The 18700-nt window shown below is 65.5% G+C and carries 12 protein-coding genes and 1 tRNA gene; all 13 read right to left on the bottom strand.

Annotated elements, in window-relative coordinates; all coding sequences use genetic code 11:
• Positions 1-131 precede the first annotated feature (131 nt).
• Positions 132-2207 (bottom strand): elongation factor G, encoded by a 2076-nt coding sequence (fusA, locus tag ASF18_RS09375; protein WP_056275823.1) that lies wholly within the window; start codon positions 2205-2207, stop codon positions 132-134.
• 30 nt (positions 2208-2237) lie between these two features.
• Positions 2238-2708: a 30S ribosomal protein S7 gene (gene rpsG, locus ASF18_RS09370; RefSeq protein WP_055954713.1), complete on the bottom strand. Its 471-nt coding sequence runs from the start codon at positions 2706-2708 to the stop codon at positions 2238-2240.
• 105 nt (positions 2709-2813) lie between these two features.
• Positions 2814-3185: a 30S ribosomal protein S12 gene (gene rpsL / locus ASF18_RS09365; protein ID WP_018044234.1), complete on the bottom strand. Its 372-nt coding sequence runs from the start codon at positions 3183-3185 to the stop codon at positions 2814-2816.
• 447 nt (positions 3186-3632) lie between these two features.
• Positions 3633-7841 carry a DNA-directed RNA polymerase subunit beta' gene (gene rpoC / locus ASF18_RS09360; protein ID WP_056275827.1) on the bottom strand — a complete coding sequence of 1403 codons (4209 nt, stop codon included), beginning with the start codon at positions 7839-7841 and terminating at the stop codon, positions 3633-3635.
• Between the two features lie 172 nt (positions 7842-8013).
• A complete protein-coding gene (rpoB, locus tag ASF18_RS09355) occupies positions 8014-12138 on the bottom strand; it encodes a DNA-directed RNA polymerase subunit beta (protein ID WP_056275830.1) in 4125 nt (1374 codons plus the stop codon).
• 249 nt (positions 12139-12387) lie between these two features.
• The gene (rplL, locus tag ASF18_RS09350; RefSeq protein ID WP_056218129.1) at positions 12388-12768 is read right to left on the bottom strand and encodes a 50S ribosomal protein L7/L12; all 381 of its coding nucleotides are present in this window, start codon (positions 12766-12768) and stop codon (positions 12388-12390) included.
• 57 nt (positions 12769-12825) lie between these two features.
• Positions 12826-13356: a 50S ribosomal protein L10 gene (gene rplJ / locus ASF18_RS09345; protein ID WP_056351046.1), complete on the bottom strand. Its 531-nt coding sequence runs from the start codon at positions 13354-13356 to the stop codon at positions 12826-12828.
• Between the two features lie 553 nt (positions 13357-13909).
• Positions 13910-15535 carry a B12-binding domain-containing radical SAM protein gene (locus ASF18_RS09340; RefSeq protein WP_056351044.1) on the bottom strand — a complete coding sequence of 542 codons (1626 nt, stop codon included), beginning with the start codon at positions 15533-15535 and terminating at the stop codon, positions 13910-13912.
• Between the two features lie 281 nt (positions 15536-15816).
• Complete coding sequence (rplA, locus tag ASF18_RS09335) at positions 15817-16515, bottom strand: 50S ribosomal protein L1 (RefSeq protein WP_056218136.1); 699 nt, start codon at positions 16513-16515, stop codon at positions 15817-15819.
• Between the two features lie 12 nt (positions 16516-16527).
• A complete protein-coding gene (rplK, locus tag ASF18_RS09330) occupies positions 16528-16980 on the bottom strand; it encodes a 50S ribosomal protein L11 (RefSeq protein WP_056218139.1) in 453 nt (150 codons plus the stop codon).
• A gap of 219 nt (positions 16981-17199) precedes the next feature.
• Positions 17200-17733: a transcription termination/antitermination protein NusG gene (nusG, locus tag ASF18_RS09325; protein ID WP_056218143.1), complete on the bottom strand. Its 534-nt coding sequence runs from the start codon at positions 17731-17733 to the stop codon at positions 17200-17202.
• Positions 17734-17799: 66 nt separating this feature from the next.
• Complete coding sequence (secE, locus tag ASF18_RS09320; protein WP_056218145.1) at positions 17800-18102, bottom strand: preprotein translocase subunit SecE; 303 nt, start codon at positions 18100-18102, stop codon at positions 17800-17802.
• A 216-nt stretch (positions 18103-18318) separates the two neighbouring features.
• Positions 18319-18395, bottom strand: a tRNA-Trp gene (locus tag ASF18_RS09315).
• Positions 18396-18700: the final 305 nt, after the last annotated feature.

The raw sequence follows: 18700 nt of genomic DNA, 5'->3' as shown, positions 1-18700 counted from the left end.
CACGTGACCGATCGTGCCAATGTTGCAGTGCGGCTTCGTACGCGCGAATTTCTCTTTGGCCATGATAGGCTCCGTCTGATCTGATGTTGCGTCTGAAGGGGTGCGGGAGGCGCCCGAAGGGCGCCGCCGGCTTAGGCGTACTTGGCGACGACCTTCTCGGCCTCGCCGCGCGGCACCTCTTCGTAATGGTCGAACTGCATCGTGAAGTTGGCACGGCCCTGCGAGAAGGACCGGAGCTGGTTCACGTAACCGAACATGTTGGCCAGCGGCACCATCGCGTTGATGACGTTCGCGTTGCCACGCATGTCCTGGCCTTGGATCTGGCCGCGGCGGGAGTTGAGATCGCCGATCACCGAGCCGGTATACTCTTCCGGCGAGACGACTTCGACCTTCATGACCGGCTCGAGGAGCACCGAGCCGCCCTTCTGAAGGGCCTCACGGAGCGCGGCCCGCGAGGCGATTTCGAAGGCGAGGGCCGACGAGTCGACATCGTGATAGGCGCCGTCGATCAGCTCGACCTTGATGTCGACCACCGGGAAGCCGGCCAGAATACCGGCGCCGAGCACCGAATTCAGACCCTTCTCGACGCCCGGGATGTACTCCTTCGGCACCGTGCCGCCGATGATCTTCGAGGAGAACTCGAACCCCTTGCCGGGCTCGTTGGGCTCCACGATGAACTTCACCCGGGCGAACTGACCGGTACCACCGGTCTGCTTCTTGTGGGTGTAGTCGATCTCGGTGCGCTTCGTCAGCTTCTCACGATACGCCACCTGCGGCTGACCGATATTCGCATCGACCATGTAGGTCCGGCGCAGAATGTCGACCTTGATGTCGAGGTGAAGCTCGCCCATGCCACGAAGGATGGTCTGGCCCGACTCCTGGTCCGTCGAGACCCGGAACGACGGGTCCTCGGCGGCGAGCTTGGCCAGGGCGATTCCGAGCTTCTCCTGATCGGCCTTGGACTTCGGCTCGACGGCGATCTCGATCACCGGCTCCGGGAACTCCATCTTCTCGAGGATGACGGCGTCCTTCGGATCGCACAGCGTATCGCCCGTGCGGGTTTCCTTGAGGCCGGCCAGGGCGACGATGTCGCCCGTGAAGGCTTCCTTGACGTCCTCGCGGTTGTTGGCGTGCATCAGGAGCATGCGGCCGACACGCTCCTTCTTGTCGCGCGAGGAGTTCAGTACGTTGGCACCGGACTCGATCTTGCCCGAGTAGACCCGGCAGAACGTGATCGTGCCGACGTGCGGGTCGTCCATGATCTTGAAGGCGAGCATGGAGAAGGGATCGGAATCGGCCGGGTGACGGACGGTCTCTTCCTCGGTCTTGAAGTCGAGGCCCTTGATCTCGCCGCGATCGGCGGGCGACGGCAGATAATCCACGACCGCATCGAGGAGCGGCTGAACGCCCTTGTTCTTGAAGGCCGAACCGCAGAGCACGGGATGGAAAGCACGACGCTGCACGGCCGTGCGGACGAGGCGGTGCATCGTTGCCTGATCCGGCTCGACGCCGTCCAGATACGCGGCCATCGCGTCGTCATCCATCTCGACGCAAGCCTCGACGAGCTTGATGCGGTATTCCGCAGCCTGGTCGGCAAGATCGGCCGGGATCTCGGTCTCGGAGAAATCTGCGCCAAGTTTCTCGGAAGTCCAGACGATGGCCTTCATCTTGATCAGGTCGATGACGCCCTTGAAGGTCGTCTCGGCACCGATCGGCAGCTGCAGGCATACAGGCTTACCGGCGACCCGGTCGATGATGTCGGCCACGCACTTGAAGAAGTCAGCGCCGATCTTGTCCATCTTGTTGACGAACACGACGCGCGGCACGTCATACTTGTCGGCCTGGCGCCAGACGGTTTCCGTCTGGGGCTCGACGCCCTGGTTGCCGTCAAGCACGCAGACGGCGCCGTCGAGAACGCGGAGCGAGCGCTCCACCTCGATGGTGAAGTCCACGTGGCCGGGAGTGTCGATGATGTTCAGGCGCTTGTCGCGCCAGAAGCAGGTGGTCGCGGCGGACGTGATCGTGATGCCACGCTCTTGCTCCTGCGTCATCCAATCCATCGTCGCGGCGCCGTCGTGGACTTCGCCGATCTTATGGGATTTGCCGGTGTAGTAGAGGATCCGCTCGGTGGTCGTGGTCTTGCCGGCATCGATGTGAGCCATGATGCCGAAGTTACGGTAGTCCTCGATCGCGTGCGTGCGGGGCATCGGATTGCTCCTGAAAGGGTCCGGGTCCGCTTACCAGCGGTAGTGCGAGAAGGCGCGGTTGGCTTCCGCCATCCGGTGGGTGTCTTCCCGCTTCTTCACGGCGTTGCCGCGGTTGTTCGCGGCGTCGAGCAGCTCCGCGGAGAGACGCTCGACCATGGTGCGGTCGTTCCGGCCGCGGGCAGCCTGGATCAGCCAACGGATGGCGAGCGCCTGGCGGCGCTCCGTACGCACTTCGACGGGGACCTGGTAGGTCGCGCCGCCGACGCGGCGGGAGCGGACTTCGATGGCCGGGGCGACGTTCTCGAGGGCAGCGCGGAAGACCTCGATCGGGTTGGCGCGGGCGCGGTTCTCGACGATGTCGAAGGCACCGTAGACGATCCGCTCAGCAGTGGACTTCTTGCCCTCGTACATGATCGAATTCATGAACTTGGTCAGCACGATGTCCCCGTACTTCGGGTCCGGGATGATCTCACGCTTCTCGGCAGAATGGCGGCGGGACATCGCTCGCTCCGTCTTAAACTTGGTCTTCTTGAAACCACCCTGCGCAGGCCGCCTTGAGCCTCTGGGAGGCCGGCGACATCCTTACAGGGTGCGCGAATATCGGTTTTACTTCGGACGCTTGGCGCCGTACTTGGAGCGGCGCTGCTTGCGGCCCTTGACGCCCTGCGTGTCGAGCACGCCGCGCAGGATGTGGTAGCGCACGCCGGGAAGGTCCTTCACGCGGCCGCCGCGGATCATCACCACGGAGTGCTCCTGAAGGTTGTGGCCCTCGCCCGGGATGTAACCGATGACCTCGAAGCCGTTGGTCAGGCGAACCTTGGCAACCTTGCGGAGCGCGGAGTTCGGCTTCTTCGGGGTCGTCGTGTAGACGCGGGTGCAGACGCCACGCTTCTGCGGGCAGGCGTCGAGCGCCGGCACCTTGTTGCGGCTCTTCTGCGCCTTGCGCGGCTGAGCGATCAGCTGGTTGATCGTCGGCATGCCAATCCTCTCGAAACGCGTCACCTGCAGCGGTGACCGTCGAAATCCAAATCTCGTTCTGGCCGGCCCCGGCATCGCACGTGGCGTGCGACGAAACGCAAAGCCGCGCCCCAGGCTGATGTCAGCCTTTGGCGCGCCGTTGCAAGCAGAGGATCACCTGCATCGAAGCAAGCGATCGTGCCGGGCTGACACGTGTTCGTCTGTTGAAGTCGGATGCGTTTAGGAAGCCTGGATCGAGGCTCTGGGCCTCACGATCGATTGCTGCCTACGGCCAGCCGTTCAATGAGGGCCTGATAGAGGCGGATTCGCCCCGCGTCAACCCATTCCGTTACAAGTTCATGAAGTTGCGGGGCACGAACGCGCAGCAGATCCGGACGGAAGGCACCCATGCGAAAGGGGCCGCCCCTTGGGGCGGCCCCTTCCTATTCGTCGCGTTGGAGCGATCGCTTATTCCGCGGCGGGCGGCAGCTCGGAGAGGGGCTGAGCCCCGCTCTCGGCGGCCTTCTGCTGCAGGATGAGGTTGTCGCGACGGCGCGCCACGGCGCGGATCTCGGCCGCCATGGAGCCCGTGCCGGCCGGGATCAGCGACCCGACGATCACGTTCTCCTTGAGTCCTTCGAGGTAATCGATCTTCCCGTTGACGGCCGCCTCGGTGAGCACGCGGGTGGTCTCCTGGAACGACGCCGCCGAGATGAACGACTTCGTCTGCAGGCTTGCCTTGGTGATACCCAGGAGGACCGGTACGCCCACGACCGGCTTCTTGCCCTCGGCAAGCAGCTTCTCGTTGATCTCCGCCAGCTCCGTCCGGTCGATCTGGTCGCCCGTCAGGATGTCGGAATCGCCGCCGTCGGTGATTTCGACCTTCTGCAGCATCTGCCTGACGATGACCTCGATGTGCTTGTCGTTGATCGACACGCCCTGCAGCCGGTAGACTTCCTGAATCTCGTTGACGAGGTAGGCAGCGAGCTCCTCCACGCCCTTGATCGCCAGGATGTCGTGCGGGGCCGGATTGCCATCGACGATGTAGTCGCCGAGCTCGACCACGTCGCCGTCCTGAAGGTGGATGTGCTTGCCCTTCGGGATCAGGTACTCGACCGCCTCGGACCCATCATGCGGCGTCAGCGTCAGGCGACGCTTGTTCTTGTAGTCGCGCCCGAACTGAATCGTACCCGACTTCTCCGCAATGATGGCCGCGTCCTTGGGACGACGGGCCTCGAACAGTTCCGCCACCCGCGGCAGACCGCCGGTGATGTCGCGGGTCTTGGCCGAGTCGGCGGAGACGCGCGCCAGGATGTCGCCGGCCTTCACCTTCGCACCCGGATCGTAGCCGATGATGGCGTCGACGGGCAGGAAGTAGCGGGCGTCCGAGCCGCGCGGCAGCTTCATCGGCTTGCCGTCGGCATCGAGCACCAGCATCGCCGGCTTGAGGTCGGCGGTGCGGGCCGTCCCGCGCCAGTCGATGACGACGCGCTTGGCGATTCCGGTCGACTCGTCGGTGGTCTCGGTGATCGACTGGCCGTCGATGAGGTCCTCGTAGGCCACGATTCCGTCCGTCTCGGTGATGATCGGACGGGTGTAGGGGTCCCACTCGGCGATGCGCTGGCCCCGCTTGACGGTGTCGCCCTCGTCCACGCGCAACTTCGCGCCGTATTGCAGGCGGTGGTTGGCGCGCTCGGTGCCGTCGACCCCGACGATGACGATGGAGACGTTGCGGCCGGTGGCGATGAGATCGCCATCCGAGTTCCGTGCCAGGGCGCGGTTCCGGATCTTGATCGTGCCCTCGAAGCTCGACTCGATGAAGGACGAGTCGGAGATCTGGGCGGCGCCGCCGATGTGGAAGGTGCGCATGGTGAGCTGGGTGCCCGGCTCGCCGATCGACTGGGCGGCGATGACGCCGACCGCCTCACCCATGTTCACGGGCGTGCCGCGGGCGAGATCGCGCCCGTAGCAGGTGGCGCAGACGCCGCTCTTCGTGGCGCAGACGAGCACCGAACGGATCTTGACCTCCTGGATCCCGGCGGCCTGGATGGCCGGCAGGTGCTTCTCCTCGATCGTCTCGTTGGTCTTGACGATCACCGTGCCGTCGAGGGCCACCAGATCCTCGGCCGTGGCGCGGCCAAGGATGCGGATGGCGAGCGGGGCCACGACCTGGCCGGCATCCACGATGGCGCGCATGCGGATGCCGTTGGTGGTGCCGCAATCGACCTCGCGGATGACGGCGTCCTGGGCCACGTCGACGAGACGGCGGGTCAGGTAGCCAGAGTTCGCGGTCTTCAACGCCGTGTCCGCGAGACCCTTACGGGCACCGTGGGTGGAGTTGAAGTACTCGAGCACGTCGAGGCCTTCCTTGAAGTTCGAGATGATCGGCGTCTCGATGATCTCGCCCGAGGGCTTGCTCATCAGGCCGCGCATGGCGGCGAGCTGGCGCATCTGCTCGCGGGAGCCGCGGGCGCCGGAATTCGCCATCATGTAGACCGAGTTGACCTGCTTGTCGGTCCCGTTCTCGTCCTTCTGGACCGCAGAGATCGCGGCCATCATCTCGTCCGCGAGCCGGGCCGAGCACTTGCCCCAGGCGTCGACGACCTTGTTGTACTTCTCACCCTGGGTGATCAGGCCGTCGTTGAACTGCTGCTCGAACTCCTTGACCAGATCGCGGGTCGACCCGACGATCGACCACTTGTTCGCAGGCACGACCATGTCGTCCTTGCCGAACGAGATGCCGGCCTTGAACGCGTGGTTGAAGCCCAGCGCCATGATGCGATCACAGAAGATCACCGACTCCTTCTGACCGCAGTGGCGATAGACGGTGTCGATCATCGCGGAAATCTCCTTCTTGGTCATCAGCTTGTTGACGACGTCGAAAGGCACCTTGGCGTGCTGCGGCAGGGCCGTGGACAGGATCACCCGGCCCGGCGTGGTGTCGTAGGTCTTCGTCAGCGGCTCGCCATCGGGGCCGATGCCGTTCCAGCGCCAGCGGATCTTCGTGTGCAGCTTGACGGTCTTGGCCGCCAGGGCGTGCTCGAGCTCGCCGATGTTGCCGAAGACGCCCTGCATCGGGTTCTGCTTGTTGGTCGGGTCGAAGGCGCCGATCGCCCCCTCGGCCACGATCGACAGGTAGTAGAGGCCGAGCACGATGTCCTGCGACGGCACGATGATCGGGTGACCGTTCGCCGGATGCAGGATGTTGTTGGTCGACATCATCAGGACGCGCGCTTCCAGCTGAGCCTCGAGGCTCAGGGGGACGTGCACGGCCATCTGGTCGCCGTCGAAATCCGCGTTGAAGGCGGTGCAGACCAGCGGGTGCAGCTGGATCGCCTTGCCCTCGATCAGCTTGGGCTCGAAGGCCTGGATGCCGAGGCGGTGCAGGGTCGGCGCGCGGTTCAGCATCACCGGATGCTCGCGGATCACCTCATCGAGGATGTCCCAGACCTCCGGCTTCTCCTTCTCCACGAGCTTCTTGGCCTGCTTCACCGTGGCGGAGAAGCCCTTGGCGTCGAGGCGCGCGTAGATGAACGGCTTGAACAGCTCCAGCGCCATCTTCTTCGGCAGGCCGCACTGGTGCAGCTTCAGCTCCGGACCGACGACGATGACCGAACGGCCGGAATAGTCGACGCGCTTGCCGAGGAGGTTCTGACGGAAGCGGCCCTGCTTGCCCTTCAGCATGTCGGCGAGCGACTTCAGAGGACGCTTGTTGGCGCCCGTGATGACGCGGCCGCGGCGGCCGTTGTCGAACAGCGCGTCGACCGCCTCCTGAAGCATGCGCTTCTCGTTGCGGATGATGATGTCCGGCGCCCGCAGCTCGATCAGCCGCTTGAGCCGGTTGTTGCGGTTGATGACGCGGCGGTAGAGATCGTTGAGATCGGACGTGGCGAAGCGGCCGCCGTCCAGGGGGACGAGCGGGCGCAGATCCGGCGGGATCACCGGAACCACGGTGAGGATCATCCACTCGGGCTTGTTGCCCGACATCTGGAAGGCCTCGATGATCTTCAGGCGCTTGAGGAGCTTCTTGGGCTTCAGCTCGGACGTGGTGGTAGCAATCTCCTCGCGCAGGGCATCGGCGATGCCGTCGAGGTCGAGCTCCTGCAGGATTCGGCGGATGGCCTCGGCGCCGATCATGGCGGTGAAGCTGTCCTCGCCGTACTCCTCCTGAGCGCGCAGGTACTCCTCCTCCGACAGGAGCTGACGCTCCTTGAGGGGGGTGAGGCCCGGCTCGATGACGCAGTAGGACTCGAAGTACAGGATCCGCTCGAGGTCCTTGAGGGCCATGTCGAGCAGCAGGCCGATGCGCGAGGGCAGCGACTTCAGGAACCAGATGTGGGCGACGGGGGCGGCGAGCTCGATATGGCCCATGCGGTCGCGCCGGACGCGCGCGAGGGTGACCTCGACGCCGCACTTCTCACAGATGACGCCCTTGTACTTCATGCGCTTGTACTTGCCGCACAAGCACTCGTAATCCTTGATCGGTCCGAAGATCCGCGCGCAGAACAGGCCGTCACGCTCGGGCTTGAACGTGCGATAGTTGATCGTCTCGGGCTTCTTGATCTCGCCGAAAGACCACGAGAGGATCTTCTCCGGCGACGAGATCGAGATCTTGATCTGGTCGAAGCTCTGGGGCTGAGCCTGCTGGTTGAAAAGATTCATGACCTCTTGGTTCATGATCTACTCCTGCTGACGTGGCGCACCCTCCGCCGAGGGGCTGACCGCGTGCTGAAAACGGATGCGGCGCAACGACCGGCCGGATCGTCACTGACCGTAGAACGGGAGGCCCTGCCCCTCCCCGCTCCGACCGCGCCGGGGTCTAACCCGGCGCGGGAGCGTGATGCGGTGGTTATTCGGCCGCCTCTGCGGGCGGCTCGATCTGGTCGTTGGCGAGCTTCTTCGAGGAGGTGAGCTCCACGTTGAGACCCAGCGAGCGCATTTCCTTGACGAGCACGTTGAACGACTCGGGGATGCCGGCCTCGAAGGTGTCGTCGCCGCGCACGATGGCCTCGTAGACCTTGGTGCGGCCTGCGACGTCGTCCGACTTGACCGTGAGCATCTCCTGCAGCGTGTACGCGGCGCCGTAGGCTTCGAGGGCCCAGACCTCCATCTCGCCGAAGCGCTGACCGCCGAACTGCGCCTTTCCGCCCAGCGGCTGCTGGGTGACCAGGGAGTACGGGCCGATCGACCGAGCGTGGATCTTGTCGTCCACGAGGTGGTGCAGTTTCAGCATGTAGATGTAGCCCATCGTCACCTTACGGTCGAAGGGCTCGCCCGAGCGGCCGTCATAGAGTGTCGACTGGGCCGACCGGTCGAGACCGGCCATCTCCAGCATCTGCTCGATGTCGGCTTCCTTTGCGCCGTTGAACACCGGGGTCGCCATCGGTACGCCGCGGCGCACGTTGTTGGCGGCCTCCGCCATCTCCTCGTCGGTCAGACCTTCCAGCTCGGACGGCGAGTAGATCGCCTCCATCTCTGCCTTCAGGGGCGCGATGTCGTTGCTGCGCAGGTAGGCATCCACCGCCTGACTGACCTTGCGGCCAAGTCCGGCCGCGGCCCAACCCAGGTGAGTCTCGAGGATCTGGCCGACGTTCATGCGCGAGGGCACGCCGAGCGGGTTCAGGACGATGTCGGCATGCGTTCCGTCTTCCAGGAACGGCATGTCCTCGATCGGCACGATCCGGGAGACGACGCCCTTGTTGCCGTGGCGACCGGCCATCTTGTCGCCGGGCTGGATCTTGCGCTTCACCGCCACGAAGACCTTGACCATCTTCATGACGCCGGGCGGGAGCTCGTCGCCGCGCTGCAGCTTCTCGACCTTGTCGAGGAAGCGCTGCTCGAGGCGCTTCTTCGATTCGTCGTACTGCTTCTGCATCGCTTCCATCTCGGTCATGAGACGGTCGTCGATGACGGCGAACTGCCACCACTGCGAACGCGGGTACTCGCTGAGGAGCTCGCGGGTGAGCGTGGCCTCCTTCTTGAAGCCCTTCGGCCCCGCGATGGGCGCCTGGCCGATGAGGACCGTGGCGAGACGCGCGTAGGTGTTGCGATCCAGGATCGCCTGCTCGTCATCGCGGTCCTTGGCGAGGCGCTCGATCTCCTCGCGCTCGATCGCCTGGGCGCGCTCATCCTTGTCGACGCCGTGGCGGTTGAACACCCGGACCTCGACGATCGTGCCGGTCACGCCCGGGGGGACCCGGAGCGAGGTGTCGCGCACGTCGGACGCCTTCTCGCCGAAGATGGCGCGGAGGAGTTTCTCCTCCGGCGTCATCGGGCTCTCGCCCTTCGGCGTGATCTTGCCGCAAAGGATGTCGCCGGCGTGAACCTCGGCGCCGATATAGACGATGCCGGCTTCGTCGAGGTTCTTGAGCGCCTCTTCGGAGACGTTCGGGATGTCGCGGGTGATCTCTTCCGGACCGAGCTTGGTGTCTCGGGCCATCACCTCGAATTCCTCGATGTGAATCGAGGTGAACACGTCATCCTTCACGATCCGCTCGGAGAGCAGGATCGAGTCCTCGAAGTTGTAGCCGTTCCACGGCATGAACGCGACGAGCACGTTCCGGCCGAGGGCGAGCTCGCCGAACTCCGTCGAGGGACCGTCGGCGATGATTTCGCCCTTCTTCACGGCCTCGCCGACGCGAACGAGCGGCTTCTGCGTGATGCAGGTCGACTGGTTGGAGCGCTGGAACTTCTGCAGGCGATAGATGTCGACGCCGGGCTTGTTGGCGTCGGCCTCTTCGGTAGCCCGGATGACGATACGGGTGGCGTCCACCTGGTCGACGATGCCGGTGCGGCGGGCGGCGATGGCGGCGCCGGAGTCGCGGGCGACCACGGCCTCCATGCCGGTGCCGACGAAGGGCGCATCGGCGCGCACCAGCGGCACCGCCTGGCGCTGCATGTTCGAGCCCATCAGCGCACGGTTCGCGTCGTCGTTCTCGAGGAACGGGATGAGCGCGGCGGCGACCGAGACGAGCTGCTTCGGCGACACGTCCATGAGATCGACGCGATCGGGGGGCACGACGATGACGTCACCGGCCCGACGGCAGACCACGAGGTCCTCCGTCAGCTTGAAGGTCTCGTCCATCTGCGCGTTGGCCTGGGCGACGTAGTACTTCGCCTCCTCCATCGCCGAGAGATAGGCGACGTCGGTGGTGACGACGCCGTCTTTCACCCGCCGGAAGGGGGTCTCGATGAAGCCGTACTTGTTCACCCGTGCGAAGGTGGCGAGGGAGTTGATCAGACCGATGTTCGGGCCTTCCGGCGTCTCGATCGGGCAGATGCGGCCGTAATGGGTCGGGTGAACGTCGCGCACCTCGAAGCCGGCGCGCTCGCGGGTCAGACCGCCCGGGCCAAGCGCCGAGAGGCGACGCTTGTGCGTCACTTCCGAGAGCGGGTTCGTCTGGTCCATGAACTGCGAAAGCTGCGACGAGCCGAAGAACTCGCGCACGGCCGCGGCCGCGGGCTTCGCGTTGATGAGGTCCTGCGGCATCACCGTGTCGATGTCGACGGAGGACATGCGCTCCTTGATCGCGCGCTCCATGCGGAGCAGGCCGAGGCGGTACTGGTTCTCCATCAGCTCGCCGACCGAGCGCACCCGGCGGTTGCCGAGGTGATCGATGTCGTCGATCTCGCCCTTGCCGTCGCGCAGGTCCACCAGCGCCTTCACGACCGCGAGCATGTCCTCGCGGCGGAGCGTCCGCACGGTGTCCTCGGCGTCGAGGTCGAGGCGCATGTTCATCTTCACGCGGCCGACGGCTGAGAGATCGTAGCGCTCGGAATCGAAGAACAGCGAGTGGAACATCGCCTCGGCGGTGTCGAGGGTCGGCGGCTCACCCGGGCGCATGACCCGGTAGATGTCGAACAGCGCGCCTTCGCGAGCCGAGTTCTTGTCCACCGCAAGGGTGTTGCGGATGTAGGGACCGACGTTGATGTGGTCGATGTCCAGAACCGGAAGCTCGGAGACGCCGACCTCTTCGAGGCTCTTCAGGAGCTTGTCGGAGATCTCGTCGCCGGCCTCGGCCCAGATCTCGCCGGTCTTGGCGTTGACGAGATCCTCGGCGATGTACTGGCCGATCAGGTCCTCGTCGGTGGCCTTGAGGAACTGCACGCCGCGCTCGGCGATCTGCCGGGCGTTGCGGGCGTTCAGCTTCTTGCCGGCCTCGAGCACGACCTCGCCGGACTCCGCGTCGATGAGGTCGACGGAGGCCTTGAAGCCCTTCAGGCGCTCGGCGTCGTAGGGCACGCGCCAGTCGGCACCGTCCCGGTCGTAGATCACGCGGTTGTAGAAGGTCGACAGGATCTCCTCGCCGTCGAGGCCGAGGGCGAACAGCAGCGACGTCACCGGGAGCTTGCGCTTCCGGTCGATGCGGACGTGCACGATGTCCTTGGCGTCGAACTCGACGTCGAGCCAGGAGCCGCGATACGGGATGATGCGGGCGGCGAACAGGAGCTTGCCCGACGAGTGAGTCTTGCCCTTGTCGTGGTCGAAGAACACGCCCGGGGAGCGGTGCATCTGCGAGACGATGACGCGCTCGGTGCCGTTGACGATGAAGGTGCCGTTCTCCGTCATCAAGGGCATGTCGCCCATGTAGACGTCCTGCTCCTTGATGTCCTTGACCGACTTCGCACCGGTATCCGGATCCACATCGAACACGATGAGGCGCAGCGTGACCTTGAGCGGGGCTGCGTACGTGATGCCGCGCTGGCGGCACTCGTCGACGTCGTATTTCGGCTGCTCGAACGTGTACTTCACGAACTCGAGGAGGGCCGTCGAGGAGAAGTCCGAGATCGGGAAGACCGACTTGAACACGGTCTGCAGGCCTTCGTCGCCCCGTCCGCCTTCCGGCTCATCCATGATCAGGAACTGGTCGTAGGACGCCTTCTGAACCTCAATGAGGTTCGGCATCTCGGCGACTTCCTTGATCTTGCCGAAGAATTTGCGAATCCGCTTGCGACCGACCAGCGTGTTGGCCATGGGTGACCTCGCTCCTACGTCCCGCGTACCGGGTGCCCGGGGAAGGCGTCTGCCTCCCGCAACCAGGCTTCGGGCCCGCCCCGCCGGACGACGCCTTCCCGAACTGAAAATCCCGTGGCCCTTGCGCGGGCCGGTCGGGCCGCTTGAAGCGACCATGGCCCACGGGCGTGAACCCGCGGGCCGTTGGTGCCGTCAGGCCCGGAGGGGCCCGACGGAGAGTGACGGGCCGGAACGGCCCATCGCAGTGTCTTACTTGAGCTCGACCTTGGCGCCAGCCTTCTCGAGCTGAGCCTTGAGCTTCTCGGCCTCTTCCTTGTTGACGGACTCCTTGACGGCCTTCGGAGCGCCCTCGACGAGGTCCTTGGCTTCCTTGAGGCCGAGGCCGGTGATCGCGCGGACCTCCTTGATGACCTCGATCTTCTTGTCGCCAGCGGCGGTCAGCATGACCGTGAACTCGGTCTGCTCCTCGGCGGCGGCGGCAGCGCCACCACCGGCGGCCGGGCCGGCAGCCACGGCGACTGCAGCGGCGGCCGAGACGCCCCACTTCTCTTCGAGCATCTTGGCGAGGTCGGCAGCCTCGAGAACGGTCAGCGAGGACAGGTCGTCGACGAGCTTGGCAAGATCAGCCATGTTGGTATTCCCTTGGATATCGGTTTGAACGGATGGGTTGAAAAGGGCGATGCGGCCTCAGGCCGCTTCGCCCTGAGCCTCGTCCTTGGTGGCATAGGCCCCGAACACGCGGGCGAGCTTGGCCGCCGGTGCGTTGACGACCTGGGCGACCTTGGTCGCGGGAGCCTGGATGAGGCCCACGATCTTGCCGCGCAGTTCGTCGAGGGACGGCAGCGAGGCGAGGGCCTTCACACCGTCCGGGTTCAGGGCGGTCGTGCCCATGGCGCCGCCGAGGATCACGAGCTTGTCGTTGACCTTGGCGAAGTCCACCGCAACCTTGGCGGCCGCGACCGGATCGCTCGAATAGGCGAGCAGGGTCGGACCCTTCAGGAGGGGCTTGATGGAGGCGACGTCCGTGCCATCGAGAGCGATGTTGGCGAGGCGGTTCTTGGTGACCTTCACGGTGGCGCCGGCCTGCTTCATCTGCGAGCGCAGCTTCTGCATGTCGGCGACCGTGAGGCCCTTGTAGTGGGCCACGACGACGACGGCGGTGTTCGCGAACACGCCGTTGAGCGTCGAGACGAGATCAGCTTTGGCTGTCCTGTCCACTGGGGCTCTCTCCGGTTGGCGGAACCCGAAAACGGGTCCGCCGGTTGCACATGCCGCCCGGGACGGAACTCGGCTTAACACGAAGCCGGAACGTCCTTGGCGACGCTTCACGGCCCTGTCCCCTACCGCCCCCCGGAACGGGTGGACGACATGGGTGAGATGGTTCAAACCGATGCCTCACCCTGCCCGCGCGATGCGGACCCGGCGAGGGCAGTAGAATTTCGGTCTTCCCAGTCTGTGCAGGCGTGTGGATTAAGCCGGTGACCCGGCGCCTGCAGTCTCGGACAGGACATGGCCGGACGAAGCTCAGAAGGGGTTTCATGCCCCTCAAAGCCTTCCGGCCAACATCACCTGGTTGCCCAGGCGATCTCTCAATCGGAATGCGACCGATCGGTCGATTCCTTTCTCATGTATGAAAACGTTGAGCGGGGTCTATAGAGCCTTGCAAGCAGCCTGCCAAGTGCCCCGGGGCGATTATTCCGTCGCAGGCGACGCTTTTCCCTTGACGCCGCAGGCGGCCCGAAGCCGCCTGCGGATGGGCCGCAAAAGCCTGTCAGGTCGGCAGGAATTTGCGGGCGGCCCGCCACCAGGGCTCGCGGGCGTCGCGCTTCTGGTCCGCCTTGGCGGCGTAGAACGAGGCATTGTGCTCGCCGCGCAGGGCTTCCCGGGTGAAGCGGATGAGGTGGTGGGCGACGAAGCCCATGTTGAACACCGCCTCGATCTGTCCGCGCTTCAGGGCGTGGCCGGCGGCGCGCCAGAACACCCGCCGGTAATCGGACAGCAGTCCGACGCGCACAGCGATGTTGAAGCCGAGCACGAGGCCGCGGCGCAGGTTGGTGCGGGTAAGCTTGCCCCTGACCGGCGTCTTGATCCGGTTCGGGTAGGTCACCTCCACCTGGTGCCGGAATCGCTCGAAGATCTGTGCCGGCTCGTAGGCGTGGGCGATGGCCCGGCGCCAGGAGGCCACGACGTCGTCGTGCGGACGCTTGAAGAGCACGTTCGATTCGAGCGCCGCATCGTGGACGAGGCGGTTCTCGCGGGTCAGGCGATCCCAGAGCGGCGTCTTGGGCAGCGCCTGCAGGAGGTTCATCGTCAGCACCGGCACGGCCGACTTGTCGATGAAGTCGATGAGCTTCTGCTCCGACTGATCGGTGTCCGTGTCGAGGCCGAGAATGATGCCCGAGGTCACCTCGAGGCCGAAGCGGTTCAGGGTCTCGATCGCCTCGTACATCGGCACGGCGGCGTTGTGCTTCTTGTCGATTCCCGCGAGGGCGTCCTCCTCGGGCGTCTCGATGCCGACAAAGACGGTCATGAAGTTGGCCTGCCGCATCAGCTCGAGGATGTCGTGCTGCTTGGCCATGTTCAGCGTCGCCTCGCAGGCGAACTGGAGCGGATAGTCGTTCTTCTTCTGCCACGCCACGAGGTGGGGCAGCATGTCCTTCGTGGCCTTGCGGTTGCCGATGAAGTTGTCGTCGACGAAGTAGACCACCGCCGGATGGCCGGGCTGCGCGATGATGGCGTCAAGCTCACCGAGCATCTGCTCGGGGCTCTTCAGGCGCGGTTGACGGCCGTAGAGCTGCGGGATGTCGCAGAACTCGCAGCGATAGGGGCAACCCGAGGAGAATTGCAGCGATCCGATGAGGTAGCGCTTGAGGGGCGCCGCTTCGTAGGCAGGGGCCGGGAAGTCCGAGAGCGGGAGCCGCTCCTTGGTCTCCAGGCGGACCTGGGCCGCCGGGATCGAGACATCGCGGTCGAGGATCGCGACCAACTCGTCGGTGGCGTCACCGATCTCGCCGAGATGCAGGTAGTCGAATTCGGGATACTGCTCGGGGGAGCCAGAGACCGAGGGGCCGCCCAGCGCCGTCACCTTCCCGGCCGCGTGGGCGCGGGCGTAGATATCCCGGATCTGCGGGGCCTGGATGTGCATGCCGGACACGAACACCGCGTCGGCCCAGGCGAAGTCCGCTGCGCCGGCCCGGGCGATGTTCTCGTCGATGAACCGGTACTCCCACGACTCGGGCATGTAGGCCGCGATCAGCAGGAGCCCTTGCGGGGGCATGAAGGCCTTCACGCCGCCCATCAGGGGGTAGGCGTGAGAGAAGGTCCCGAAGGACGGCGTGTAGGCGGGAAAGACGCACAGAATGCGTCGCTTCGAGGTCACGGAGAGGGAGCATCGCATGACTGCATACCTAGCACAGGCCTACGCGAAGGCGTCACCCTCCTGTGTTCTTTTCTTGGGCGCTCCGACGACCGTCCGCTCTTGGAACGGCGCGGGGCATTCCTCCCTCACGGCTCTTTGATCGTGCGTCGGCCCCCACCGCCGATCCTTGGTAATCGGGGAACACGTTCCTGAGGGCTTGGGCCGGCCGCAAGCCGAGAAGCCCTTCCGGCGAGCCTGAGCACAAACGAAAACGCCCGGCCGCGAGGCCGGGCGCTTCCAGTGTGTTCAAGCCTGAAGGATCAGGCGGTGAGCACGCTCGCAGGCTCGACCTTCACGCCCGGACCCATCGAGGAGGTCACGGCGACGCGCTGGACGTACTGACCCTTGGCGCCGGCGGGCTTCGCCTTGGAGACGGCGTCGGCGAAAGCCTTGATGTTCTCGACGAGCTTGTCGGCGTCGAACGAGACCTTGCCGATGCCGGCGTGGATGATGCCGGCCTTCTCGACGCGGAACTCGACGGAGCCGCCCTTGGCGCCGGCGACGGCGCCCTTCACGTCCATGGTCACGGTGCCGACCTTCGGGTTCGGCATCAGGCCGCGCGGGCCGAGCACCTTGCCGAGACGGCCGACGAGCGGCATCAGGTCGGGGGTCGCGATGCAGCGATCGAACTCGATCTTGCCGCTCTGGACGATCTCGAGGAGGTCCTCGGCGCCCACGATGTCGGCGCCGGCAGCCTTGGCCTCGTCGGCCTTGGCGCCGCGGGCGAACACCGCCACCCGCACCGTGCGGCCGGAGCCGTTGGGCAGGTTGCAGACGCCGCGGACCATCTGGTCGGCGTGGCGCGGGTCGACGCCGAGATTCATCGAGATCTCGACGGTCTCGTCGAACTTGGCGCTGGCCTTCTCCTTCACGAGCTTGATCGCCTCGTCGATGGGATAGAGCTTGAGCGCGTCGATGCCCTCGCGGGCGGCGCGGATGCGCTTGCCTTCGTGTGCCATTGTGCCCTCCCCTTAAGCGACGACGTCGAGGCCCATGGCCCGCGCGGAGCCACGGATCATGGCGACGGCGGCGTCAACCGAGTCGCAGTTCAGGTCGGGCATCTTCTTCTCGGCGATCTCGCGCAGCTGCGCTTCGGTCACCTTGCCGACATTGGAGCCGGCCTTGCCCGGGGTCTTCGAGCCGGAAGCCGGCTTCTTGCCGATCTTCAGGCCGGCGGCCTTCTTCAGGAAGAAGGTGACCGGCGGCTGCTTCATCTCGAAGGTGAAGGAGCGGTCCTGGTACGCCGTGATGACGACCGGGATCGGGGTGCCCTTCTCGATCTGGGAGGTCTTCGCATTGAAGGCCTTGCAGAATTCCATGATGTTGAGGCCGCGCTGACCGAGCGCGGGGCCGATGGGCGGCGACGGGTTCGCGGCGCCGGCCGGAACCTGAAGCTTCACGTAGCCCGTGATCTTCTTTGCCATAGGGACTGCTCCCAAAGAATGCCCGGCATCCGGCTGGCCTCAGCGCGGACGGAACGGGCGGTTGCAGGTCGCGGTTCGGTCCGTGGACCCCGGTGGCGAACCGGGCGGGCCTCCCGCGTATGACACCGTCGCGCGGGACGGTGGTTTCGCGCGCGGCCGAGGCCGGGCGGGAAGTGACATGGGGCGAGCCGGGGACGGCTCACCCGAAATGGGGCTGGATCAGACCTTCTCGACCTGCCCGTATTCGAGCTCGACCGGCGTGGCGCGGCCGAAGATCGACACGGCGACCTTGAGGCGCGACCGGCTCTCGTCGATCTCCTCGACGGTGCCGTTGAAGGAGGCGAAGGGACCGTCGGAAACCCGAACCGTCTCGCCGATCTCGAAGGACACGGAGGGCTTGGGACGGTCGACGCCCTCGGCGACCTGCCCCTTGATGCGCTCGGCCTCCGCATCCGGGATCGGAACCGGCTTGGACTTGTCGGCGCCCAGGAAGCCCGTCACCTTCGGGGTGTTCTTGATGAGGTGGTAGACCTCGTCGGTCAGGTCGCACTTCACCAAGACGTAGCCGGGGAAGAACTTGCGTTCCGCATCGACCTTGCGGCCCCGGCGCACCTCGACGACCTTCTCGGTCGGAACCATGACCTCGTCGAACAGCTCCATCAGGCCACGCTGGGCCGCCTGATCCTTGATGGACTGCGCGACCTTGTTCTCGAAATTCGAGTAGGCGTGGACGATGTACCAGCGCTTCGACACGGTTCTCACCAAATCCTGACGTCAGTCAGCCCGATCACGCCGCAGCGCGCCCGGGCCGAGAAGTTGTTAGGCGCCGACCCCGAGGATCAGAGTCACGAGATAGCGCAGCGCCTGGTCCACCACCGTGAAGAAGATGCTCGCCACCACAACCATGATGAACACCATCACGGTGGTCACGACGGTCTCCTTGCGGGTCGGCCACGTGACCTTGCGGCCCTCGTCGCGAACCTGGCTCAGGAACTCGGCCGGACCCACGCGCTTCTGCGCGGGGCGCACCGGCGGGGTCGCCCGAGGGGGCGTCGGCGTGGTGGAGCCGCGCTGCGGGGTGCGCGCGAGATCCACTTTCTTCGATGCTTCGTTCGATGCCATGGCGCCAACAACAGGGAGATCGGCCCGAGCTTCGGGAAAGCGCAACGCGGCAGCTCCGGGGAGGAGCCTGCATCGACGGCCTTCATCGATCTCGGAAGGCGACCGCTCTAACGCAAGTCGCCGGGCTTGTCGACTACGCCCGGCCGGACTTCGCTGAGGAGCGATCTGCTGAAAGGGAAGAGGGCTGGGAGGATCGACGGGTCTGATGCGGCCAAATGGCAGGAGTGGAGGGACTCGAACCCGCAACCTCCGGTTTTGGAGACCGGCGCTCTGACCAGTTGAGCTACACTCCTATGCGAAGGACGAGTCCTCCGCCGCGGCGCTGCTATAGACCGGTCGCGAGGGCTTCGCAATGGTCAAACGGCGTCGTCGGCGAAGAACCTTCGCGACGGCTCTCAGGCCGGCGCGGACCCTGGAAACGCGGACCTGGGAAATGCGGACCTCGGAAACGACAACGGCGCCCCGGAGCGATCCGGGGCGCCGCGTCGTGTCACCGGTCGGGTGTCCCGCGAGGGGCGCCCGATGGCGGCGGGTCTACTCGTTGATGGCGGCGACGACGCCTGCGCCGACGGTGCGTCCGCCTTCACGGATGGCGAAG

Origin of the sequence: Methylobacterium sp. Leaf89 (assembly GCF_001422215.1) — a bacterium.
In the GTDB taxonomy this organism is placed as follows: Bacteria; Pseudomonadota; Alphaproteobacteria; order Rhizobiales; family Beijerinckiaceae; genus Methylobacterium.
This window is presented reverse-complemented; position numbering and strand designations above follow the sequence as displayed.